Raw genomic sequence first — 23,746 nt, forward strand, 5'->3', positions numbered from 1 at the left:
CTATTGCCGAGTCGTGACGAGCGAGGGTCATGTCAACATCCGTTGAAAGGAGTGTGGAGTGAGTGATTCATACCACACTCTTTTTCATGAAAAAATGAAAAAATGAAAGAAGGAAAAACAAAACTAACTTAAAAACGGTCAAATTATGACATAATTTCATTAATTATAAGGTGAAAATGAACTGATTTTGAGGAATTGTGCGTAAATTTGCAGCCAAAAATGTGATAAAAAGAATTCGTTACTGAATGAAAAGATATATCTACACCCTCTGTCTCGTCATGGCAAGCCTTGTCCTGTACACATCATGTCTTGGCTCCGACGACGATCCTGAAGTAACCTTTTACGACGACACAGCCATTACCAAATTTATGCTGACGACCGTGAACAGATACGTTCACACCACCACGTCGGCAGGGAAAGACTCTGTTTACAAATCTACCCTTTCCAAGATGCCGGTCTTCCATATTGACCACTATCAAGGAAAGATCTATAACACAGACTCGCTGCCTGAAGACTGCGACCTGACTCACGTGCTGGCAAGCATTTCCAGCATGAATAACGGGACGGTTGTCATCAAGAGTCTCACCAGCGACACGCTGAATTACTATTCCAGTACCGACTCCATTGATTTTTCCAAGCCAAGGGAGATCCGTGTCTATGCTTTCAACAGTGATATCTTCCGCACTTACGAGGTGACGGTAAACAAGCATCAGGTAAAGACAGGTGTGCTGACCTGGGAGAAGATGGGAGCCGAGGATTTCCCCGTTGACACCGAGAAGGCGAAATGGGAACAGACCGTCAAGAAGGCTGGTCTGAGACAGTTTATCGGAGCTGGCGCTGCCGAGGCTTATGCCTTTGCAAACGACGGGCGACTGATGGTCAGCAAGGATCAGGGTGCCACCTGGACCGCCGACTCGCTTGACGAGGCCTCATCACTGTTGCCCTCCAAGTTTGCATTCGTCTCTTGGCCACTTGCCACCAACGATTCCACAGACTACCAGTTACTGATCGGTACTAACGACCAGAACAGCACTGCCTGTGTGGTCTGGCGGAAACTGGCAGAATATGCGTTGGAAAGTGAACCGTCGAAATGGGTCTACATACCCATGGAGAGTTATAACGTATATTACCTGCCTAAAATGGAGAACCTGAACCTGCTCCGTTATAAGGGACACATACTTGCCATCGGTGACAACGGAAAGATCTACGAGAGTCGTGATAAGGGCATCACATGGAAGACCAACAAGGCATTCACGCTTCCCAGCGAGTTGACAGCCTATCACCTCAGTGCGGCTACCGACGACAACGGCTATCTCTGGATCAAGAGCTTGGATGACAACTGTGTCTGGCGTGGGTTCCTGATTGAATAAGACGTGAGAAGACTGTTCGCTTGCATGGTTGCCGTGGCACTCTCTGTAGCCACATACGCCCAGGAAGAGCCGGAATACAGGCTTGAGCTGGGGGCAGGTGCAGGAACGGCAGTCTATATAGGAGACTTCAACAGTCATCTCTTAAAAGGGATGCAGCCGTGGGGAGCGGTCATCGTCAAATATCATCTTAACCCTCGGATGGCACTGGGACTGGACATCGCGACCACGAAAATCAAAGGCTCCAGTGATGATGTGAAGACATGGTATCCTATAGAGCGCTATGCATTCAGTCACCAGTTGACAGAAACCTGCGTACGCTTTGAATACAATTTCTGGTCCTATGGCAACGGACAAGAATATCGCGGTAGCAAACGACTGGCTCCGTTCATCACGACAGGAATGGGTATCACCCACCACAGCGGCGAGAACAGTGGTATGACTATGAGCTTACTGCTTGGAGCGGGTGTCAAATATAAGATTGGACAGCGTATGAACCTCACCGCAGAGTGGGGCGTGCGTTTCTCCACCAGCGACCAACTGGACGGCAAAAGTGACGTCTATGGCATTAGGAGTAGTGGTCCGTTCAAGAATACCGACGGCTACAGTGTGCTCCAGCTGGCACTCACATACGACCTGTGGGCAAAATGCAAAACGTGCAATAACGACAGATATTAGTATATGAAAGAACTTTTGGACATGAACCGGATTCCCCAGCATATTGCCATCATCATGGATGGTAATGGACGTTGGGCCACAGAGCGCGGCAAAGAGCGTAGCTATGGTCATCAGGCTGGGGTTGACGCTGTGCGTCGCATCACTTCCGAATGTACCCGCCTGGGGGTTAAGTTCCTGACGCTATATACCTTCTCAACAGAGAACTGGAATCGTCCTGCCGACGAAGTGGCAGCTCTGATGGGACTGGTGCTGACATCCCTGGAGGACGAGATCTTCATGAAGAATAATGTCCGCTTCCGGGTGGTGGGCGACCGTTCACGCATCCCCGAGATGGTCAACAAGAAGTTGGCCGAGACGGAGGCACACACCGCTGATAACTCCGCCATGACCATGGTGGTGGCACTTAGCTATTCGTCGAGACTGGAGCTGACACGCGTTGCCCAGCAGATTGCCCAGGAGGTGAAAGACGGGAAGCTCGATGTGAATGACATCAACGAGGACACCGTTGACAAGCGCCTCTGGACAAACTTCATGCCCGACCCCGAGTTGCTGATCCGCACGGGTGGCGAGCTTCGCATCTCCAACTATCTGTTGTGGCAGATCGCATATTCAGAACTTTATTTCTGTGATACATACTGGCCCGACTTCTCTGAAGAAGACCTGCATAAGGCCATCGCCAGCTACCAGAACCGCCAACGTCGTTTTGGAAAGACAGAGGCTCAGGTAGAAGCCGAGGAGAAGAAATGATAAAAGCGAAACAATACTCAATGATGATATATAATATAATAAGGTATAAGACAAAAGGATTGGGGATGAGAGTCTTCGGACTTTCACTCTTTTGCCTTTTCACCCTTTCACCATTATACGCTCAGGATAAGATTGTAAACCCCGACATCTCGTATGCTGGTACACCACGTACCTGTGAGATTGGTGGCATCGCCGTAGAGGGTGTCGAGGGATATGAGGACTATGTGCTGACAGGTCTCTCCGGCCTAAGTGTCGGTCAGGAGATTGAAGTGCCCGGCTCACAGATTACCGAGGCCGTCAAGCGCTACTGGCGTAATGGTCTTTTCTCGAAGGTGAGCATCACCGCCGACTCTATCGTCGGCTCCAAGATCTACCTCTGCATCCACCTGGGCATGCGTCCCCGTATCAGCACCATCAACTACAACGGTATCAAGAAAGCCGAGCGCGAGGACATGGAAGCGAAACTGGGTATCATGAAAGGTAGTCAGATCACGCCGAACATGATCGACCGCGCCAAGATACTTGCCAAGAAGTATTTCGACGAGAAGGGATACAAGAACGCAGTGATCGATATCGTACAGCACGATGATACGGAGAAGAGTAACATGGTTTCGCTGGATGTCAACATCGACAAGAAGGAGAAGATGAAGGTACACCGGATCATCTTCGACGGCAACGAGAAGCTGTCGGACGGGAAGATCAATGGTTCGATCTTCGGGAAAGGCGCGTTCGGTAAGATTCATGAAGCCGGCAAACTCAAGAACTTCTTCAAGGCTAAGAAGTTTACCGACGAGCGCTACAAGGAAGCCAAGCAAGCTCTTATCGAAAAATATAATGAGTTAGGATTCCGTGATGCCAGCATCGTGGAAGACTCCATCAGCAACTATGACGATAAGCATGTTGATGTCTATGTTAAGATCGACGAGGGCGACAAGTACTTTATCCGTGATATCACATGGGTAGGTAATACCGTGGTCACGACCGATTACCTGAATGCCGTACTTGGCATGAAGAAAGGTGATGTATACAACCAAAAGCAGATCGACAAGCGCTTGAAGGCTGATGACGATGCCGCCGGTAACTATTATTACAACAACGGATACGTGTTCTCGAACATCGATCCTGTTGAGATCAACATCGACGGTGACTCCATCGATCTGGAGATGCGCGTCACAGAGGGTCCGCAGGCCCATCTGAACCATGTGCGTATCTATGGTAACGACCGTCTCTATGAGGAGGTGGTTCGTCGTGAGCTCCGTACCAAGCCGGGCGACCTGTTCAACAAAGAGGCGCTGATGCGTTCCGCACGAGAGATTGCCTCTATGGGATTCTTCGATGCAGAGAAAGTAGTGCCCGATGTGGTGCCCAACTACGATGATGGCACCGTGGATGTCAACTGGCAGCTCGAACAGAAATCGAACGACCAGTTAGAGTTCTCCCTCGGTTGGGGACAGACGGGTATCATCGGAAAAGTGGGCATCAAGTTTAACAACTTCTCCATCCGCAACCTCTTCGGCAAGAACAAGCTCCATCGTGGTATCCTGCCTTACGGCGACGGAGAGCAACTAGGATTCAGTTTCCAGACCAATGGTAGCTACTATAGTTCACTGAGTGCTAACTACTCCACGAACTGGTTTGGCGGCAAGCGTCCAAACGGTCTGAGCCTCGGCGCCTACTACTCCAAGCAGTCGGATATCTCCAGTTACTACCGTAACAACGCGTTCTACAACAACTACTACGCGTACGCCGGTGGCTACGGTGGCTACAACCCATACGCCTATAACTACGAGTCGATGCTCGACGACGACAAGACCATGACCGTCTTCGGTGCCTCACTCGGATGGGGTAAGCGTCTGCGCTGGCCCGACGACTACTTCCAGTTGTCTGCACAGCTCGGCTACTCACGTTATATGCTTCGCGACTGGAGCTATTTCTATATCCACAATGGAAACTGTAACAATATCAATCTGGGTGTGACCTTGTCACGTACCTCTACCGACAACCCGCTGTTCCCACGCCGTGGATCAGAGCTCACAGCCTCTGTGACCCTGACCCCACCCTGGTCGCTCTTCGACAAGAAGGACTACAGCACACTGGCAAAGAACAGCACCTCGGCTACCTACGAGGATGAGCTGCAGGATATGTACCGTTGGATTGAATACCACAAGTGGAAGTTCAAGTTGCGTACTTTCACAGCCCTGACAGGCGGTCAGAAGAACTTTGTGCTGATGACCCGCGTGGAGATGGGACTGCTGGGAAGCTACAACAAGCACAAACGGTCGCCATTCGAGACCTTCTATGTCGGTGGTGACGGTATGACAGGTTACTCCTACGGTTACTCTGAAGAGACCATCGCACTGCGTGGTTATGAGAATGGTACCCTCTCCTACTCATCAGCCTACGAGCAGATGATGAAGGGCAACAATATCTCGTCCTATAACGCCTACGCTTATGACCGCTTCACCTTGGAGCTACGTTATCCGTTCATGTTGGGTAACACCACCATCTACGGTCTGGGCTTCCTCGAAGGTGGTAACGCGTGGTCGAATGCCAAGGACTTCAATCCGTTCAAGATGAAACGCTCTGCTGGTGTCGGTGTCCGTATCTATCTCCCGATGGTGGGTCTGATGGGTATCGACTGGGCTTATGGCTTCGACAAGGTATATACCAGTCAGAACGGCGCCCAGTCTAAAGGTGGTGGTCATATCCACTTCATCCTCGGACAGGAGTTCTGATTTCGTTAAGAGTTGTTTAATGTTTAAAACCGTTTACGAGTTTTCACGTCAAATAGATGTTACACTAAAAGAGAACGCTTATGAAGAAACTAATTATCTGCGCTATCTGCGCTATCTTTGGATTAACCTCTGCCTCTGCACAGAAGTTCGCGCTTGTGGATATGGAATATATCTTCAAGAATATACCAGCCTACGAGCGTGCTAACGAACAACTGAACCAGGTATCCAAGAAATGGCAGGCGGAAGTCGACGCGCTCACGACAGAGGCACAGACGCTCTACAAGAACTATCAGAACGAGGCTGTGTTCCTTTCAAAAGAGCAGAAGAAAACCCGACAGGACGCTATCGTGGAGAAAGAGAAGCAGGCTGCCGACCTAAAGAAGAAATACTTCGGTCCCGACGGAGAGCTCTTCAAGAAGCGCACTGCCCTGATGTCGCCTATTCAAGACGAGGTATATAATGCCATCAAGGATATTGCCGATCTGCGCGGCTACCAACTGGTACTCGACCGTGCCAGTGACACAGGCATCATCTTCGGTTCCCCCAAGATTGATATCAGCTCAGAGGTTCTCAAGAAACTCGGTTATGCAAACTAATATAATGAGTATTGATTAATAACTTAATAAAAAAGATGAAGAAACTAATTGTTTGCGCTATCTGCGCTATCTGCGGATTCACCACCGCCAACGCACAGGGTAAGTTCGGTCATGTGAACACCCAGGAGATTATCCAGGCTATGCCTGAATATGAGAAAGCTATGAAAGAGATTGATACTTTGCAGCAGCAGTATGAGGCTGACCTGAAGAGTATGCAGGATGAGCTGCAGAAGAAGGGTGAGGCTTTCGACAAGGAGCAGGCCACTCTGCCCGAAAACATCAAGCAGCGTCGTCAGCAGGAGCTGCAGGATATGTATGCAAAGATCCAGCAGAGCTTCCAGGACAATCAGAAGGCTCTGCAGAAGGCTTATCAGGAGAAGACACAGGCCGTCCAAGCAAAGGTTCTGGACGCCATCAAGAGCGTTGGTCAGACCGAGGGCTTCATTTACATCATGGAGAATGGTTCACTGCCCTATATCAGCACGAACCTCTCTACAGACGTTACAGCCAAGGTAAAGAGTAAGCTCGGACTGAAGTAATATGAGACGTCTCTTAAGCATCGTTATCACATTGTGTGCTGTCCTTGGCGTGTCGGCTCAGGACAGCACCAATATGTTTCGTTTCGGCTATCTCAGCTATGAGACAGCCCTTCAGTCGATGCCGGAGTACACAACTGTACAACAAGAACTGACTCATCTGAAAGAACAGTATCAGGCTGAGACCAAACGAGTGGAAGACGAGTTCAACCGGAAATACGAGGAGTTTCTGGAAGGACAGCGTGACTTCCCACAGATCATTCTCCAAAAGCGCCAGACAGAACTACAAGAACTGATGGAGAAAAATATCGCCTTTAAGGAGAAGAGTCTGGCAGAACTTGCAAAGGCAGAGAAGGATATGATGGCCCCCCTCAAGATCCGTCTTATTGAGACACTTGGTAAGATCGGACGGGAGCGTGGCTATGCCTTCATCATCGATACCGACGCGAAAGCGCTCCCGTTTATCAACCCCGACATGGGAGAAGACATCAATCAATTGGTGAGGAATGCTCTCCAATAGTCCAGGTCCCATCGGCATCTTTGACAGTGGCTATGGAGGCCTGACCATTCTACACGGCATCCGCCAACTGCTCCCCCAATACGACTATCTCTATCTGGGCGACAACGCCCGTGCTCCCTATGGACCTCGTTCGTTCGACGTGGTCTATGAGTTCACGCGCCAAGCGGTACTGAGACTCTTTGAGATGGGATGTCATCTCGTGATCCTCGGATGCAACACCGCCTCGGCCAAGGCGCTGCGCACCATCCAACAGAACGATCTCCCGAAATGGGATCCTACGCGACGTGTGCTCGGCATCATCCGTCCGACGGCTGAGATCATCGGTGACCTGACAGACAGTCGTCATGTCGGTGTACTGGCCACTGAAGGAACGATCAAGAGTGAGAGCTATAACTTAGAGATCCAGAAACTATACCCCGACATTCAGGTCTCTGGTGTCGCCTGTCCGTTCTGGGTTCCACTTGTAGAGTACAACGAGGCCGACTCCCCTGGTGCCGACTATTTCGTCAAGAAACGTATCGATGAGATCATGCGTAAGGATCCTGATATCGATGCCATCATCCTCGGTTGTACGCACTACCCCCTGCTTATGCCGAAAATCCTGAAATATCTCCCAACAGGAGTCCGTGTTGTCTCACAAGGGGAATATGTGGCAGAGAGCCTGAAGTCTTATCTGGAGCGCCATCCTCAGATTGAAAAGCGATGTGCCCAGGGGGCAGGGGTACACTACCTCACCACGGAGAATCCCGACAAATTCAAGGAATCCGCCCGTCTCTTCCTTCATGAAGACGTGGAAGTGGAGAACATCACATTAGGCTAAAAGCCGTTTGGCAAAGTATCTGACAGGATACCAGACAGACAAGAAGCCAACCACCAATACCGTTATAAAGATCAGAATGATATCCTCTGGGTGCACACTCACAGGATAGGCATTGATGACAAACGAGCCACTTGACGAGCCCAGTCCGACAAGTCCGAAACGTTGTTGTGCCCAACAGAGCAGCAGTCCGATGACAATGCCCAGGACGGCACCGATAGCCGAGATCAGACGCCCTTCAAACAAGAACACCCTGACAATCTGCTTGTCGGAGGCACCCAGGTTACGCAGAGTCACCACATCCTCCTTCTTGTCGATTATAAGCATCGACAAGGAGCCGATGATGTTGAAACAAGCTACCATCAGGATAAAGGTAAGGAAGATATAGGCAATCAGTTTCTCGATCTTCATAATCTTGAACGTATCGTCCTGCTGTTCGAAACGATCCCTGACAACAAACCGGTCGCCACAGTACTTCTTTATCTCCGACTTCACAGCCTCGAAGTTACTACCGGGTTTGAGACGAAGCTCCAATGATGAGAGCATACCCTGCTGATCGAAGATGCGACGGGCAAAGGCAATACTCGTGATAATATAATTCTTATCATACTTGGCCTGCTTCACATTAAAGAGCACCCCTGGCGAATAGAGATTCTCCATCTCGAAAGCATCGGAAGGGTCGGTCAGGTCGAACTGTCCTTCCCGGCGCGGTGCATAGATCTGAAGCGGATAGTCAAAGGAGAAGCCCGTTGACAACAGCTCCGCCAGACGGATGCCAAGAATTCCATAGTCCATATCAGCGGCATGAAGACAGAAATCTCCATCACCGATCAGGATCTTGTTAATATGAGTCAGCTGATTGAAGTTATCATCAACACCCTTGACCGTCACCATTGCCTGACGACCATTATAGACTGCCAACGCCTGATCCTCCACACACTCCGTCGCCACCTCAACCTGGGGCAGCTGTCGGATCTGAGTCAGTATGGGATCATCTGCCGCAACAGACTTTCCTTCAACCGGTGACACTTTCAACTGCGGGTCAAACGACGTGAAGAAGGTGGCCACCAGATCATGGAAACCATTAAAAACACTCAGTGTGACAACCAATGCCATCGTAGCAACAGCCACACCGATAACAGAGATGCCACTGATAATATTGATGGCATGAGTCGACTTCTTTGAGAAGAGATAACGCCTGGCTATGAAAAAAGGGAAGTTCATGATTGACTGTCGCTGTTAGCAGTATAACGAGCCACCAACAGCCGACGGCTTATTTGTTTAACAGTTCATCGATACGGTCAATATAATCGAGAGAGTCGTCAATGAAGAAACGAAGCTCTGGCACGATACGCAACTGGTTCCTGACGCGTGTTCCCAACTCATAACGAACCGACTTCCCATTGGCATTGATATTCGTCAGGATCTCCTCGGCCTTCTCACTGGGGAAGATACTGAGGTAGGCGGTGCAGATGCTCAGATCAGGAGAGATCTTCACGCGGGTCACACTGACCATCACACCATGAGTGGCACGAGTCTGCTGTTGGAATATCAGCGAGAGCTCCTTCTGGAGCAGTCGGGCTATCTTATTCTGTCTTGTCTCTTGCATATTCTAAATATTTAATTGTTTCTTTTTATTATTTCTTACGGATGAGGGTGAGACCATCACGTAACGGAAGAATCACCTTCTCCACCCGTTCGTCACGGGCAATATATTCATTGAAGGAATCTATACCTCGCGTCTGTTGGTCGCGGTCATAGGCATGATCCACGACATGACCATCCCAGAGCGTATTGTCAGCCAAGATAAAACCACCCGGTCGCAGAATACCCATCACCATCTCGTAGGTCTCCCGGTAAGTGCGCTTGTCACCATCGATGAACGCCATATCGAACAGGATGCCGAGTTTGGGCGCCTCCGTCAGCGCATCACCGATGAGGAACGTGATCTTGTCTGCCACAGGCGAGCCCTCTATCCAAGGACGAGTAAAATCCTCCATCTCGTCATTAATCTCAAAGGTGTAGAGATGACCATCACCCTCAAGACCTTCCGCCATGGAAATGGCGCTATACCCACTGAAAGTACCAACCTCCAGGATATTCTTCGGACGGATCATCCGCACAAGCATCTTCAACAACCGTCCTTGCAGATGACCGCTTGCCATCCGACCATGGATGGTGTGGATGTTCGTCGCCCGAAAGAGTCGGTAGAGATAATCGCCCTCCGGGTCGATATGCTGCAGGATATACTCGTCAATCGTCATTTCACTGCTAACAGTCCCTCAACAGCGAGCCGATAGCTGTCGAGTCCGAAGCCACAGATAACACCCAGACAGGCACAAGATATCAGTGACTTGTGACGGAACTCTTCGCGCTTATGCACATTCGAGATATGCACCTCGATGACCGGGCATTTCAACGAACGGATACAGTCTTGCAGCGCTACACTGGTGTGTGTATAGGCTCCTGCATTGAGCACGATACCATCGTAGTCGAAGCCCACCTCCTGCATCTTATTGATCAGTTCTCCTTCGACATTACTCTGGAAATAGTCAATCTGCACCGACGGGTACTGGTGCCGTAACTGCGGCAGATAGTCGTCGAAAGAAGATGAGCCATAGATTCCCGGCTCGCGCTTTCCCAACAAGTTGAGGTTCGGACCGTTGATAATCTGAATCTTCATATTAATCATGTTATATAACGCCTGCAAAGTTACGATTTTTTTTTCTGAATATCGAAAAAAAGTCGTAACTTTGCGATAAATATGGAGAAGGATGTCATCAAGAGCTATATACGTTACCTGAAACTGCAACGTAACATGTCGGGGAACACGTTGGATGCCTACCAGCGTGACCTCCAGAAGCTTCTTGACTATCTGGAACATGAAAGCGATCCGGAAACAGGAAAAGGCAAGGATTTGCGCGAGGTTGAGTTGGAGGATCTGCAGCATTTCGCTGCCGGCCTTCACGACATCGGCATCCACCCCCGATCGCAATGCAGGATCCTGAGCGGCATTCGTTCCTTCTTCCGGTTCCTGATGCTTGACGGTTATCGGGATGACGACCCCACGGAACTACTGGAATCGCCCCAGATTGGGACCCACCTGCCCGAGGTGCTGTCGACAGAGGAGATCGACAAGATAGAGGCATCCATTGACCTCTCCAAATGGGAGGGGCACCGTAACAGAGCCATCATCGAGGTTTTATTCTCCTGTGGCTTACGTGTCAGTGAACTCGTGAACCTGAAACTCTCAAACCTCTATCTCGACGAAGAGTTCGTTCGTGTACTGGGAAAAGGAAGCAAAGAGCGCCTCATTCCCATCTCCCAGAAAGCCATCCAGGAGCTTAGATTCTGGTTTTATGACCGTCAACTGATGAAAATCAAGCCGGGAGAGGAAGACTATGTATTCCTGAATCGCTACGGGAGTCACCTTACCCGCACGATGATCCTAATCATGATCAAACGGCAGGCTGTGACGGCCGGCATCACAAAGACCATCTCCCCTCATACGCTGCGCCATTCCTTTGCCACCTCACTGTTGGAAGGCGGTGCCGACCTGCGAGTCATCCAGGCCCTCCTTGGACATGAGAGTATCGGAACGACGGAGATATACACGCATATTGACACGTCTGCCCTGCGACGCGAGATTCTGGAGCATCACCCCAGGAACATGAAAAGGTAAGTTTCTTGCACTTGGAAATGAAAAGAAAACAAACTTTTCTTTTGCATTTCCCTCGTTTTTTCGTAATTTTGCACCCAAAAATATAAGCTATGTCATACCTCTTTTCTTCAGAATCAGTATCTGAGGGCCATCCCGATAAGGTGGCCGACCAGATTTCAGACGCAATACTCGATCAGTTCCTGGCCTACGATGAGAAAGCACGCGTTGCCTGCGAGTCGTTTGTCACGACAGGACAAGTTGTTATCATGGGCGAAGTACGAAGCGATGTCTATATCGATCTGCAGACCATCGCCCGCAATACCATCAAACGCATCGGCTATACCAAAGCTGAGTACCAGTTCGATGGTGACTCATGTGGCATCCTCAGTGCCATTCACGAGCAGAGTGCCGACATCAACCGTGGTGTTGATAATGGTAATGAGGACGAACAGGGAGCCGGTGACCAAGGCATGATGTTTGGCTACGCCACCAATGAGACGGAGAACTACATGCCCGTAAGCCTAGACTTGGCTCATCTGATTATGCGCACACTGGCCGATATCCGTAAGGAAGGCAAGGAAATGACCTACCTGCGTCCCGACTCCAAGAGTCAGGTCACCGTACAATATAGCGACGAAGGTATTCCCGAGCGCATTGACACGATTGTTGTGTCCACCCAGCATGACGAGTTCGACTCCGACGACGAAAAGATGCTCGCACGAATCAAGGACGACGTCATCAACATCCTCATCCCGAGGGTTAAACAGCAGATTCACAGTCAGAAGGTGCTTGACCTCTTTGGACTGGATATCAAATACTACGTCAATCCGACAGGTAAGTTCGTCATCGGCGGTCCCCACGGCGATACTGGTCTTACAGGTCGTAAGATTATCGTTGACACTTACGGAGGTAAGGGCGCTCATGGCGGTGGTGCATTCTCCGGCAAGGACTCCTCGAAGGTTGACCGGTCTGCAGCATACGCAGCCCGTCATATCGCCAAGAACATGGTGGCAGCAGGCGTGGCCGATGAGATGCTTGTACAGATTAGCTATGCCATCGGCGTGGCACGACCGATGAACATCTACGTGAACACATACGGAAGGGGCAAGGTGCAGATGAGCGACGGTGAGATCGCCAAGCGGATAGAGAAACTGTTCGACCTGCGTCCGAAAGCCATCGAGCGCACCCTGAAGCTACGGCAGCCTATGTACAGTGAGACGGCGGCCTATGGACATATGGGACGGCAATCGGAGGTGGTTAAGAAAACCTTCACGAGTCACTACCATGAGAAAAAGGTCATTGATGTCGAATTGTTCACATGGGAGAAACTTGACCGGGTGGAGGACATCCGCCGGGAATTCGGTCTGTCATAGGATATGCTAAGACAGGACAGCATCTTCAGTCCATTGTCGGAAACGGCCTATACAGATACAGCCGTCAGTCAACCGACAAAGCCGCAGACACCCTATCAGGTGCTGCGGTTGTTGCCTAAAGACGCGACCCCTGCCCAACAAGACTCTGCCATTCAAGCTTGGTTTGAACCAAGCGAGATACACTACAGTCAGCAACCCGATACGCTCCACCTTCCAGGGCATGGCGTCCCACGTGACCCAAAAGTCGTTGATATCCCCCAATACTATCGGGAGAACTATTTCTCAAACGACAGTCTCTATCACCCGGAACTCAACGGAGGCCGCTATGGCGTCGCAGGCGATCCCGTTCCTTATACCATCAGCAATGATAACGTTATCACAGGACTGTTGGTATTCTGCTTCCTGCTCATCGCTTTCGTCTTTTCAAAGCTCTCATGGTTTATCGTACACCAGATTAAGGATTTCTTCTACGTCCAGAAAGGAGAGCATACCATGACAGAGACAGGCAACGAGGTCAAGTTACAGATGCATCTCGTCGTGCTGACATGTATTGTTTTTGCCCTGCTCTACTATTTCTACACGACCAACTATGTCGCCAGCACCTTCAATCTCTCTTCAGAATACCAGTTACTGGGTATATTCGGAGGCGTCTTTGCCGGATACTTCCTGCTGCGTTTTCTGTTATACACCGTGGTGAACAATGTCTTCTTCGACGGTAGAAAAAATAAAAAATTCCTGACATCCTTACTGTTTATCACCTCCTTGGAAGGTATCCTCCTGTTCCCCTCCGTACTACTCTTGGCCTACTTCCACATTCCTCCCCAATCTGTTGTTTATTACTGTGCCACAGTGATCGTTTTGGCCAAAATCCTCACATTTTACAAGGCACACGTTACATTTTTTAGGCAAAATGCAGATTTTCTGCAAATTATTTTGTACTTTTGTGCCCTCGAAATGATACCGTTATTTGCCCTTTGGGGTGGACTTGCGGTGATTGTCAATTTTCTGAAAGTAAATTTTTAGGACACAGATGGTAAAGAAGATTTTGGTTTCACAACCCAAGCCAACCAGTGAGAAATCGCCATATTTCGACATTGCGAATAGATTTGGCATTGAATTGGTGTTTCGTCCCTTCATCAAAGTGGAGGGCATCAGCGCTAAGGAGTTCCGCACTCAGAAAGTAAGCATTCTGGATTACACCGCTATCGTTTTTACTTCACGACACGCTATTGATCATTTCTTCAAGATGGCCAAAGAGCTGAGGGTGACAATTCCTGAGGACATGAAGTATTTCTGTGTCACAGAGACTATTGCATTATACATCCAGAAATACGTGCAGTACCGCAAGCGCAAGGTGTTCTTCGGAGAGACCGGACGTATTGACGACTTGGTACCTACCATGGTCAAACACAAGACGGAGAAATATCTTGTGCCAATGAGCGACGTACACAATGATAGTCTTTCTTTACTGCTTGACTCCAAGAAACTGCAGCATAAGGAGTGTGTGATGTACAAGACTGTGAGCAACGACTTCACGCCCGAAGAGGTTGAGACATTCGATTACGACATGCTGATCTTCTTCAGTCCTGCAGGAATCGAGTCGCTGAGTAAGAACTTCCCTGATTTCAAGCAGGATAAGATTGCCATTGCCACCTTCGGACCAACAACGGCAAAAGCTGCCAAAGAGGCTGGTCTCCGACTTGACATAGAGGCTCCCTCTGAGAAATATCCTTCGATGACGAGCGCTCTGCAGCATTTCCTGATTGAGCAACAAGACTAACAGCATCTTTGCATGGCGGCTCCGACCTTCAAAAAAGAGGAGCGCATTGTCAGCAACCGGCTGATAGAGACGCTCTTTGAGAAAGGCGACAGTCATATGCTGGCAGCCTATCCCCTCAGGATGGTCTATCAGCAGACGACGTGCTGCCAAGGATGTGCTCCCGTTCAGATCCTGATCAGTGTTCCCAAGAAACGGTTCAAACACGCTGTTGACAGGAATCGGGTAAAACGTCAGATTCGCGAGGCATACCGCCAGCACAAACAGATTCTTGACGGTATTATCTCTGAAGACAAGCTTCTGTTGATTGCCTTTATCTGGCTCTCCGACAGACATTGTCCAACACAGGAAGTAGAACGACGTGTTGTCAGTCTGTTACAACGAATAGCGAAGAAGGCATGAAGCTGTTATCGCTGATACTATCCCGAATACTGGTACTGCCCATCCGCTTCTACCAGATATGTATATCGCCCCTTCTGGGACCTTCGTGCCGGTTTACCCCGACATGTAGCGAGTATGCCAAGGAAGCCATTATGAAACATGGCCCTATCAAGGGATTGTGGCTAGCCATCTGGAGGATACTACGATGCAATCCATGGGGCGGCTCTGGTTATGATCCAGTACCATAACGCCTCGTCTTTGACGATCCGACGGATTCCGGATAGTCCGGATCATCCAGACTCCCAAAAAGAAAAAAAAGAATAATAATATCGACGATGAAGAACTTTGTTGAAGAATTGAAATGGCGCGGCATGCTGGCACAGATCATGCCGGGAACGGAGGAACTTCTCCAGAAGGAGATGGTGACGGCCTACCTGGGAACAGACCCGACGGCCGACTCCCTGCATATTGGACATCTGTGCGGCATCATGATGCTCCGCCACTTACAGCGTTGCGGTCACAAGCCCATCATCCTCGTAGGAGGAGCCACGGGTATGATTGGTGACCCATCCGGAAAAAGTCAGGAGCGTAACCTGCTCAATGACGAGACGCTACGCCATAATCAGGAATGTATCAAGAAACAAGTCGCTAAGTTCCTTGACTTCGAGTCGAAGGAGCCGAATGCAGCCGTAATGGTCAACAACTACGACTGGATGAAGGATTTCACCTTCCTTGATTTCGCACGCGAGGTTGGTAAGCATATCACCGTCAACTATATGATGGCAAAGGAGAGTGTACAGCAGCGCCTGAACGGTACGGCCCGCGACGGTCTGTCGTTCACGGAGTTCACCTACCAACTGTTACAGGGCTACGACTTCCTCTATCTGTATCAGCACTATGGTGTAAAACTCCAGTTGGGTGGTAACGACCAGTGGGGTAATATGACCACCGGTACAGAACTCATTCGTCGCACACTCGGTAACGAGGTGGAAACCTTCGCCCTCACGTGTCCGCTTATCACCAAGAGTGACGGAAAGAAATTCGGAAAGACCGAGAGCGGCAACATCTGGCTTGATCCACAACGCACCACACCGTATAAGTTCTATCAGTTCTGGTTGAACGTCAGCGATGAGGATGCAGAGCGTTATATCAAGATCTTCACCTCTCTGGAGAAGGACGTCATCGATGCCCTGATTGAAGAGCACAAAAAGGATCCGGGACGCCGTATTCTGCAGAAACGTCTGGCAGAAGAAGTCACTGTCATGGTACACTCTCAGGAGGCCCTTGACACAGCCATTGAGGCCAGTAGTATCCTCTTTGGCAAATCAACCAAGGAAGGACTTGAGAAGCTTGACGAGCAGACATTCCTCGACGTCTTCGACGGTGTACCACAGTATGAGGTCGCCAAAGACCAGCTCGGTCAACCAGCCGTTGAGTTGCTGACGACCGTTGCTCCCGTCTTCCCGTCAAAGGGTGAGATGCGTAAGATGGTGCAGGGTGGCGGTGTCTCTCTGAACAAGGAGAAGCTGACTGACCAGAACCGACCGATTACCGCAGAGGATCTGATCGACGGGAAGTATCTGTTGGCTCAGAAAGGTAAGAAGAACTACTATCTGCTCATCGTGAAATAAGATATGGTGGTAAAAATTTGGCCGAATGCCAAATTTTTACTACCTTTGCACCCGATTCTGGACGATGGTGTAATGGTAACACTACAGGTTTTGGTTCTGTCATTCCCGGTTCGAATCCGAGTCGTCCAACTTCACAATGGGGGTCTGCATTTCTGCGGATCCCCTTTTTTTCATCATTTTTAAGTGTTCCTTTTTTGCCATCCATATAATAATTTGTAACTTTGCAGGCAACAAACGGAAAATATAATTCTAAAACAAACAAGACTATGGCAAATTTATTCTCCCTTGAAGGTAAGAACGCATGGATTACCGGAGCCTCTTACGGAATTGGTTTTAACATCGCCAAAGCTTTCGTTGCGGCCGGCATCAAGAACATTATCTTCAATGACATCAACGAGGCCGCTCTGGAGCGCGGATTGACCAACTACAGAGAAGCGGGCATCGAGAACGTGAAAGGCTATGTCTGCGACGTGACCGATGAGAACGCCGTGAAGGCTCTCGTCGACAAGATCCATCAGGAGGTAGGACAAATCGACATCCTTGTCAACAACGCAGGTATTATCAAGCGTATCCCCATGCACGAAATGAAACGCGCAGAGTTCCAACAAGTCATTGACATCGACCTCGTTGGTCCGTTCATCTGTTCGTCGGCTGTCATCCCCGAGATGATGGAGCGCCGCGAGGGTAAGATCATCAATATCTGCTCAATGATGTCTGAACTGGGACGTGAGACCGTCAGTGCCTATGCAGCCGCCAAAGGCGGTCTGAAGATGCTCACCCGCAACATCTGTTCTGAATATGGCGAGTATAATATCCAATGTAACGGCATTGGTCCGGGATACATCGCTACCCCACAGACTGCACCACTGCGTGAGCGCCAGCCCGACGGTAGTCGTCATCCTTTCGACAGTTTCATTTGCGCCAAGACACCAGCTGGACGTTGGCTCGACCCAAGTGAACTTGGCGGACCTGCCGTTTTCCTTGCATCACATGCCTCTGATGCTGTTAACGGTCATGTCCTCTACGTCGACGGTGGTATCCTCGCCTACATTGGCAAACAGCCAAAATAATAGAGGGAAAACACGATAAAAAAAAACAAGGAGACCTCCAAATGGAAGTCTCCTTAATTTTTTATTACATTATGATGCTTAGAGAGCAGCAGCGAGCTCGGCGCCAGCCTTGAACTTAGCCACCTTCTTTGCAGCAATCTTGATCTTCTGCTTGGTTGCAGGGTTGATACCCTCACGAGCCGGACGCTCATTCACGCTGAATGTACCGAAACCAACGAGAGCAATCTTGTCACCCTTTGCGAGTGCGTCCTTAATAGCTGCTACTGTAGCGTCAAGAGCCTTCTTTGCGTCAACCTTTGAGAGACCAGCACCTGCTGCGATCTTCTCTACCAATTCTGTTTTGTTCATAATCTTGAAAAATTTAGTGAATTATTAATAGTAATAACTAATGTTTAGCTGAATTCTTTGGCAAATATAATGGAAAGTATTTAAAGAAACAACAAAAAAACGGAAAAAATAACTTTTTTCATGAAAAATAGTTGTAATGACCCCTTTTTAAGCATAAAAAAGAGATATTTTTAGTAATTTTGCCCACGAATAGGAGAGGCAGCCACGCTGTCCCCCTTGAAAATCAGACAACAATAACAAATAATAAAAGCAAAAAGACATGATGTTCCGCATACCTACCATCACCAAGAATCTGCTGATTATTAATCTGCTGGCATTCCTCGCCACCACTGTCTTCGACCTACGTGGTATTGACCTGGCAGACATTGGTGGTCTCCATTTTTTCATGGCGAGTAACTTCCATCTATACCAACTGGTCACGTACCTATTCCTGCATGCCAGTTTCATGCATATCCTGAGTAACATGTTCGGTTTGTGGATGTTCGGTTGCGTCATCGAGAACGTATGGGGACCCAAGAAATTCCTTTTTTATTACATTACATGTGGAATCGGCGCAGGTGTACTACAGGAGCTGGCGCAGTTCGGCTCATTTTACATGACCGTAGCCGAGCAAGTGCCAGGTGCCAGCCTCGGTACCGTCATGGAGTACGGCGCTCATTATGCCAATGCCTTGAATGCTTGGACCACCATCGGTGCCTCTGGTGCCGTTTATGCTGTCATCCTGGCTTTTGGCATGACCTTTCCTAACGAGCGACTTTTCATCATTCCTTTCCCATTCCCCATCAAAGCCAAATGGTTCGTGTTGGGTTATGTGGCCATTGAATTCTTCTCTGCCCTTGGCTCCTCTGGGGACGGTGTAGCCCATACGGCCCATTTGGGCGGTATGCTCTTCGGCTATCTGATGATACGTTATTGGAACCGTCATCCCGGATCCGGCTTCAATCGCATCCGTGGCGAGCAGTTCTTCGAGAACCTGAAACGCAACTTCGAGCAGCGACAGCAGCAGAACAGGAGTCAGCACCATACCGACATGCATGTCGAGCGCGGTGGATCAAAGGAGGAAGACATGGCATATAATGCCCGCAAAAAACACAACCAAGAAGAGATCGACGCCATCCTCGACAAGATTCGGAGAAGTGGCTACGATAGTCTGACGAAGGAGGAGAAGAAAAAGCTCTTTGACGCCAGCAATCAGCGATGATCAGACAACTAAAGACATTCACCATCAACATCGTGGCCGGCGCCAATGCCGCCACAGTCGTACTGATGCTCCTGGCCGGCTACGGCGACCATGTCGCCCCCGTCCGGTTTCCCATGTTTTCCAACCTGGGAATGACCTTTCCGATCTTTCTGATTGCCAACCTGCTGTTCCTGTTCTTTTGGTTAACATTTAAATGGAGGAAAGCATGGATCCCACTTGTTGGTTACGCACTCGTGTATATCCCCATCACTGTATACATGCCCCTAAACTCCAAACAGGACGTGCCCGACGGGACCTTCAAGATCCTATCGTACAACGTGTGTCAGTATAGCGGCAATTACAAATACGAGGATGCATTCGACACGATTTACAACTATTTGAAACGTCAGGATGCAGATATCGTATGCTTGCAGGAAGATGTTGATTCCTGGCGGCGTTTCGTCCTTCACAGGTACAAAAAAATATACCCCTACAACGACACAACACTCTTCCAGGAGCTACCCACAAGCAAGAATGGCATAGGCATCCACTCGAAGTTCCCCATCCTCCGAAAAGAGAGAATTCAATATTCTTCATTGGCCAACGGTTCCGTGGCCTATTTCCTGCAGGTGGAGGGCGATACCATCATCGTCATCAACAACCATCTGGAAACCACCCATCTGTCAACGGAAGACCGTACCCGTTACAAGGAGATGTTGCGAGGCAAGATGGAGAGTGATACCGTCAAAGAGGAGTCGTTGCTGTTACTTGGAAAACTCGGGAAGTCAACTGCCATCAGAGCGCCACAGGCCGAGGCGGTACACCAGTATATCGAGGCACACAGACAATACCCCATCATTGTATGTGGCGACTTTAACGACAATCCTATCTCCTACTCACGTCGTATTATCGCACAAGGACTGACAGACTGTTTTGTGGAGACAGGGCGCGGTGTCGGTTTGTCATATAATCAGAAAGGATTCTTCTTTCGCATCGATCATATCATGTGTTCCGACCACTTTAAGCCCTATAACTGCTCTGTCGACAACAAAATAGACGCAAGCGACCATTATCCTATATCCTGCAGACTAAAATTATCCCATAATCCATAAAAAATAAGTGAAAATCGTCTATAAATTTTTCCTTCTCTAAAAAAATGCCTATATTTGCACGCTAAAATGTACGCGAACAGAATATATAATAACTAAATAACAACAAAAATCAAAATGCAAAACAAAGGAATTGTAAAATTTATCGCAGTGCTTCTGATTCTCGTGTGCTGCTTCTACCTTTCCTTCTCCTTCGTGACGCGCCACTATGAGAATAAGGCCGCTGCCATGGGTGAGCAGGCAGGTGCGGAGTACCTCGACTCAATCAACAACGAGAAGGTGTACATGGGCATCTATTCTCTGAAGCAGTGCCGTGAGATGGAGATTGGCCTAGGTCTTGACCTGAAAGGCGGTATGAACGTGATTCTTGAGGTGTCTGTGCCTGATGTTGTCGACGTGCTCGCCGACCACAAGACCGACGCTGCCTACAAGAAGGCGATGGAACTCGCCAAGAAAGAAGAGGAGACCAGTCAGAATGACTTCATCTCTCTGTTCGTGAAGTATTGGAAACAGGAAGGCAACGGTCGTCCACTCGCTGCCATCTTCGCCACTCAGCAGATGAAGGGCAAGGTGAGCACCCAGAGTTCCGACTCCGAGGTCGAGAGCGCTCTCCGTACAGAGGTGCAGGCCGCCGTTGACAACTCATTCAATGTGGTTCGCAACCGTATCGACAAGTTCGGTGTTGTACAGCCCAATATCCAGAAACTCGAAGGTCAGAGCGGCCGTATCATGGTCGAGATGCCTGGTATCAAGGAGCCCGAGCGTGTACGTAAGCTCCTCCAGGGTTCTGCCAACCTCGAATTCTGGGAGACCTATAACAGTCAGGAGATCACCCCGCTGCTCGCTCAGTTGAATCAGCGTTATGCTGCTCAGGGTGATGCTGCCGTTGACACCACAGACGTGGCTGCCGACACTACTGCTGTTGACGCTGCCAAGGCTGCTACAACCGACCTCGCTGCCAAGTTGGCAAAGAAGGATAGCAAGGACGCGACTGCCTCTAAGGCTGCTGAACTGGCCAAGAAGCAGAATCCTCTGTTCACTATCTTCCAGCCTACACAGGGTAACACCCTCGCCGTCGTTGGTTATGCCAACGCTCGTGATACTGCTGAGGTCAATAAGATCATCTATTCTGACCTTGCCAACCAGATCTTCCCTGCAGAGTTAAAGCTCCGCTGGGGTGCCAAGGCTGAGGACTTCGGTGGTCAGAATACGAAGGGTGACATCTTCGAGCTCTATGCTCTGAAGATCACTGAGCCTTCAGGTCGTGCTCCGCTGGAGGGTGATGTCATCACCAACGGTAAGGACGACTTCGACCAGATGGGTCATCCCTGCGTGTCGATGCAGATGAACTCTGACGGTGCCCGTCGTTGGAGCCAAATCACGAAGCAGAACATCGGTAAGGCTGTAGCCATCGTGCTTGACGATGCCGTTTACTCTGCTCCCCGTATCCTGACTCAGATTGATGGTGGTAACTCTCAGATTACCGGTAGTAACTTCACCATCGAGGACACGAAAGACCTTGCCAACACGCTGAACTCCGGTAAGATGCCGGCTCCTACCCGTATCGTACAGGAGGAGGTCGTCGGTCCGTCACTCGGTGCCCAGTCTATCAAGCAGGGAGTCATCTCCTTCGTTGTGGCCTTCGTGCTGCTGATGATCTACATGATCATGCTTTATGGCTTCATTCCGGGTATTCTCTCCGATATCGCTCTGCTGTTCAACCTGTTCTTCACACTGGGTATCCTGACTTCGTTCCAGGCTGCTCTGACCATGCCGGGTATCGCCGGTATCGTGCTGACGCTGGGTACAGCTGTGGATGCCAACGTGCTCATCTATGAGCGTATCAAGGAAGAGTTGAAGAAGGGCCTCAGCGTGAAAGAAGCTCTCAACAAGGGTTACTCAAACGCCTTCAGCGCTATCTTCGACTCAAACTTCACCTCGCTCATCACTGGTATCATCCTGCTCTACTTCGGTACAGGTCCTGTGAAAGGCTTCGCTACTACTTGGATCATCGGTATCCTTGTGAGCTTCTTCACCGCCGTGTTCATGACTCGTTTGGTCTACGATCACATGCTGAAGAAAGACAAGTGGACGAATCTGACCTTCGTGACCGCATACTCGAAGAACCTGATGCAGAATGCCCGTTACAATTTCATGGGCATGTATAAAAAGACCTTCACCATCTGGGGAGCAATCGCCATCATCTGCTGCATCTCATTTGCCGTACGCGGTCTGAGCCAGAGCATCGATTTCACCGGTGGACGTAACTACGTGGTAACACTCGACAAGCAGACTCATGTTGAGGATGTACGTTCAGCCATGGCTGGTGCCTTCATCAACACGATGGGCGAGAACCAGGGTCAGGAGGCTAACACCAGCGTCATCGCCCTCGGCACAGACGGCAAGACTGTTCGTATCTCTACCAACTGGGATATCGAGTCTAATAATCCTGAGGTTGACGACCAGGCTGAGACCATCCTCTTCAATGCACTGAAGAAGGGCGGCTTCGTCAGTCAGGAGAACGTAGAAGCCTTCAAGAACCCCGATGTTCGCGAAGGAGGTTCCATCATCTCTTCTGCCAAGGTTGGTCCGTCAGTGGCTAAGGATATCACCTACGGTGCTATCATCAGCGTTGTTATCGCTCTGATTGCCATCTTCCTCTATATCTTGCTCCGTTTCCGCAACCTCGCCTTCTCTGTAGGCGCTGTCGTTGCGTTGGCACTCGACGCTTTGATCGTTATCGGCTGCTACTCACTGTTCTGGGGTATCCTACCGATGTCACTGGAGATCGATCAGGTGTTCATTGGTGCCATCCTGACGGTGATCGGTTACTCTATCAACGATAAGGTGGTGGTGTTCGACCGTATCCGTGAGAACATCGGTTTGTATGGCAAACGTGATCGTCAGCAGTTGTTCAACGACTCATTGAACCAGACATTGGCCCGTACCATTAACACCTCTGTTACGACCCTGATCGTACTGTTGGCTATCTTCATCCTCGGTGGTGATAGCATCCGTTCGTTCTCGTTCGCAATGATTCTCGGTGTGATCTTCGGTACACTGTCGTCTCTCTTTATCGCTGCCCCTGTTGCCTACCTGACACTGGGTCGCACCATCAAGGAGGACGAGGCTGCCGTTGCCGCAAAATAAAAGTATCTGATTCTATTCAGACACATCAAATGATAAGGGAGCGTACAAAGATGTACGCTCCCTTCTATTA

Annotated in this window: 24 protein-coding genes and 1 tRNA gene; 20 read left to right on the forward strand and 5 right to left on the reverse strand. The window is 49.6% G+C overall.

Features of this window, described 5'->3' with window-relative positions; genetic code table 11:
• The first annotated feature begins 245 nt into the window (after positions 1-245).
• The 8 genes from BMY63_RS04375 (at position 246) to murI (ending at position 7,999) form a co-directional block, all read left to right on the forward strand.
• Complete coding sequence (locus tag BMY63_RS04375; RefSeq protein WP_091915014.1) at positions 246-1,370, forward strand: DUF6242 domain-containing protein; 1,125 nt, start codon at positions 246-248, stop codon at positions 1,368-1,370.
• A 3-nt stretch (positions 1,371-1,373) separates the two neighbouring features.
• Complete coding sequence (locus BMY63_RS04380) at positions 1,374-2,045, forward strand: type IX secretion system protein PorG (RefSeq protein ID WP_256218933.1); 672 nt, start codon at positions 1,374-1,376, stop codon at positions 2,043-2,045.
• 3 nt (positions 2,046-2,048) lie between these two features.
• The gene (locus BMY63_RS04385; RefSeq protein ID WP_091915029.1) at positions 2,049-2,792 is read left to right on the forward strand and encodes an isoprenyl transferase; all 744 of its coding nucleotides are present in this window, start codon (positions 2,049-2,051) and stop codon (positions 2,790-2,792) included.
• A 65-nt stretch (positions 2,793-2,857) separates the two neighbouring features.
• Positions 2,858-5,527 (forward strand): BamA/OMP85 family outer membrane protein, encoded by a 2,670-nt coding sequence (locus BMY63_RS04390; protein ID WP_091915031.1) that lies wholly within the window; start codon positions 2,858-2,860, stop codon positions 5,525-5,527.
• Positions 5,528-5,607: 80 nt separating this feature from the next.
• Positions 5,608-6,123, forward strand: a complete 516-nt coding sequence (locus BMY63_RS04395; protein WP_091901805.1) for an OmpH/Skp family outer membrane protein — start codon at positions 5,608-5,610, stop codon at positions 6,121-6,123.
• Positions 6,124-6,158: 35 nt separating this feature from the next.
• On the forward strand, positions 6,159-6,662 hold the full coding sequence (locus BMY63_RS04400; RefSeq protein WP_091915033.1) for an OmpH/Skp family outer membrane protein: 504 nt from the start codon (positions 6,159-6,161) through the stop codon (positions 6,660-6,662).
• A 1-nt stretch (position 6,663) separates the two neighbouring features.
• Positions 6,664-7,179 (forward strand): OmpH family outer membrane protein, encoded by a 516-nt coding sequence (locus BMY63_RS04405; protein ID WP_091901801.1) that lies wholly within the window; start codon positions 6,664-6,666, stop codon positions 7,177-7,179.
• Positions 7,166-7,999: a glutamate racemase gene (murI, locus tag BMY63_RS04410; RefSeq protein WP_091901799.1), complete on the forward strand. Its 834-nt coding sequence runs from the start codon at positions 7,166-7,168 to the stop codon at positions 7,997-7,999. The genes BMY63_RS04405 and murI overlap by 14 nt, the downstream gene beginning before the upstream one ends.
• On the opposite strand, the gene BMY63_RS04415 is transcribed toward murI, so the two are convergent.
• The 4 genes from BMY63_RS04415 to aroQ are packed head-to-tail and all read right to left on the reverse strand — an operon-like array spanning position 7,991 to position 10,679.
• Positions 7,991-9,220, reverse strand: a complete 1,230-nt coding sequence (locus BMY63_RS04415; RefSeq protein ID WP_091915035.1) for an FtsX-like permease family protein — start codon at positions 9,218-9,220, stop codon at positions 7,991-7,993. The genes murI and BMY63_RS04415 overlap by 9 nt on opposite strands.
• 49 nt (positions 9,221-9,269) lie before the next feature.
• Complete coding sequence (gene rbfA / locus BMY63_RS04420) at positions 9,270-9,605, reverse strand: 30S ribosome-binding factor RbfA (protein WP_091901795.1); 336 nt, start codon at positions 9,603-9,605, stop codon at positions 9,270-9,272.
• A 28-nt stretch (positions 9,606-9,633) separates the two neighbouring features.
• Positions 9,634-10,260, reverse strand: a complete 627-nt coding sequence (locus BMY63_RS04425; RefSeq protein WP_091915037.1) for an O-methyltransferase — start codon at positions 10,258-10,260, stop codon at positions 9,634-9,636.
• Entirely contained in the window at positions 10,257-10,679 is a 423-nt protein-coding gene (gene aroQ / locus BMY63_RS04430; protein ID WP_091902042.1) for a type II 3-dehydroquinate dehydratase, read from the reverse strand. Before aroQ ends, BMY63_RS04425 begins: the two co-directional genes overlap by 4 nt.
• Positions 10,680-10,760: 81 nt before the next feature.
• Between aroQ and BMY63_RS04435 the strand changes: the two genes are divergently transcribed.
• The 9 genes from BMY63_RS04435 (at position 10,761) to BMY63_RS04475 (ending at position 17,889) form a co-directional block, all read left to right on the forward strand.
• A complete protein-coding gene (locus BMY63_RS04435; RefSeq protein ID WP_091915039.1) occupies positions 10,761-11,678 on the forward strand; it encodes a site-specific tyrosine recombinase in 918 nt (305 codons plus the stop codon).
• A gap of 89 nt (positions 11,679-11,767) precedes the next feature.
• A complete protein-coding gene (gene metK, locus BMY63_RS04440; RefSeq protein WP_091901789.1) occupies positions 11,768-13,030 on the forward strand; it encodes a methionine adenosyltransferase in 1,263 nt (420 codons plus the stop codon).
• 3 nt (positions 13,031-13,033) lie between these two features.
• Positions 13,034-14,053 carry a DUF4271 domain-containing protein gene (locus BMY63_RS04445; protein WP_091915041.1) on the forward strand — a complete coding sequence of 340 codons (1,020 nt, stop codon included), beginning with the start codon at positions 13,034-13,036 and terminating at the stop codon, positions 14,051-14,053.
• 7 nt (positions 14,054-14,060) lie between these two features.
• Positions 14,061-14,810 (forward strand): uroporphyrinogen-III synthase, encoded by a 750-nt coding sequence (locus BMY63_RS04450; protein ID WP_091915043.1) that lies wholly within the window; start codon positions 14,061-14,063, stop codon positions 14,808-14,810.
• 12 nt (positions 14,811-14,822) lie between these two features.
• Positions 14,823-15,209, forward strand: a complete 387-nt coding sequence (locus BMY63_RS04455) for a ribonuclease P protein component (protein WP_091915045.1) — start codon at positions 14,823-14,825, stop codon at positions 15,207-15,209.
• Complete coding sequence (gene yidD / locus BMY63_RS04460; RefSeq protein WP_091901781.1) at positions 15,206-15,436, forward strand: membrane protein insertion efficiency factor YidD; 231 nt, start codon at positions 15,206-15,208, stop codon at positions 15,434-15,436. The genes BMY63_RS04455 and yidD overlap by 4 nt, the downstream gene beginning before the upstream one ends.
• Positions 15,437-15,523: 87 nt before the next feature.
• Positions 15,524-16,819 carry a tyrosine--tRNA ligase gene (gene tyrS, locus BMY63_RS04465; protein WP_091915047.1) on the forward strand — a complete coding sequence of 432 codons (1,296 nt, stop codon included), beginning with the start codon at positions 15,524-15,526 and terminating at the stop codon, positions 16,817-16,819.
• Between the two features lie 58 nt (positions 16,820-16,877).
• Positions 16,878-16,948 (forward strand) — tRNA-Gln (locus tag BMY63_RS04470).
• A 137-nt stretch (positions 16,949-17,085) separates the two neighbouring features.
• Positions 17,086-17,889, forward strand: coding sequence for a gluconate 5-dehydrogenase (locus BMY63_RS04475; RefSeq protein WP_091901777.1), 804 nt, complete (start codon positions 17,086-17,088; stop codon positions 17,887-17,889).
• Positions 17,890-17,967: 78 nt separating this feature from the next.
• Here BMY63_RS04475 and BMY63_RS04480 read toward each other — a convergent pair whose 3' ends face one another.
• Positions 17,968-18,237: an HU family DNA-binding protein gene (locus tag BMY63_RS04480; RefSeq protein WP_091901775.1), complete on the reverse strand. Its 270-nt coding sequence runs from the start codon at positions 18,235-18,237 to the stop codon at positions 17,968-17,970.
• Between the two features lie 262 nt (positions 18,238-18,499).
• Between BMY63_RS04480 and BMY63_RS04485 the strand changes: the two genes are divergently transcribed.
• From BMY63_RS04485 to secDF, 3 genes are all read left to right on the forward strand, one after another.
• Positions 18,500-19,438 (forward strand): rhomboid family intramembrane serine protease, encoded by a 939-nt coding sequence (locus tag BMY63_RS04485; protein ID WP_091902040.1) that lies wholly within the window; start codon positions 18,500-18,502, stop codon positions 19,436-19,438.
• Positions 19,435-20,529 (forward strand): endonuclease/exonuclease/phosphatase family protein, encoded by a 1,095-nt coding sequence (locus BMY63_RS04490; protein ID WP_091915049.1) that lies wholly within the window; start codon positions 19,435-19,437, stop codon positions 20,527-20,529. The genes BMY63_RS04485 and BMY63_RS04490 overlap by 4 nt, the downstream gene beginning before the upstream one ends.
• Positions 20,530-20,643: 114 nt before the next feature.
• A complete protein-coding gene (gene secDF, locus BMY63_RS04495) occupies positions 20,644-23,676 on the forward strand; it encodes a protein translocase subunit SecDF (protein WP_091915051.1) in 3,033 nt (1,010 codons plus the stop codon).
• The last annotated feature ends 70 nt before the right edge of the window (positions 23,677-23,746 follow it).

The sequence above is a fragment of the Prevotella aff. ruminicola Tc2-24 genome (assembly GCF_900110895.1).
In the GTDB taxonomy this organism is placed as follows: Bacteria; Bacteroidota; Bacteroidia; order Bacteroidales; family Bacteroidaceae; genus Prevotella.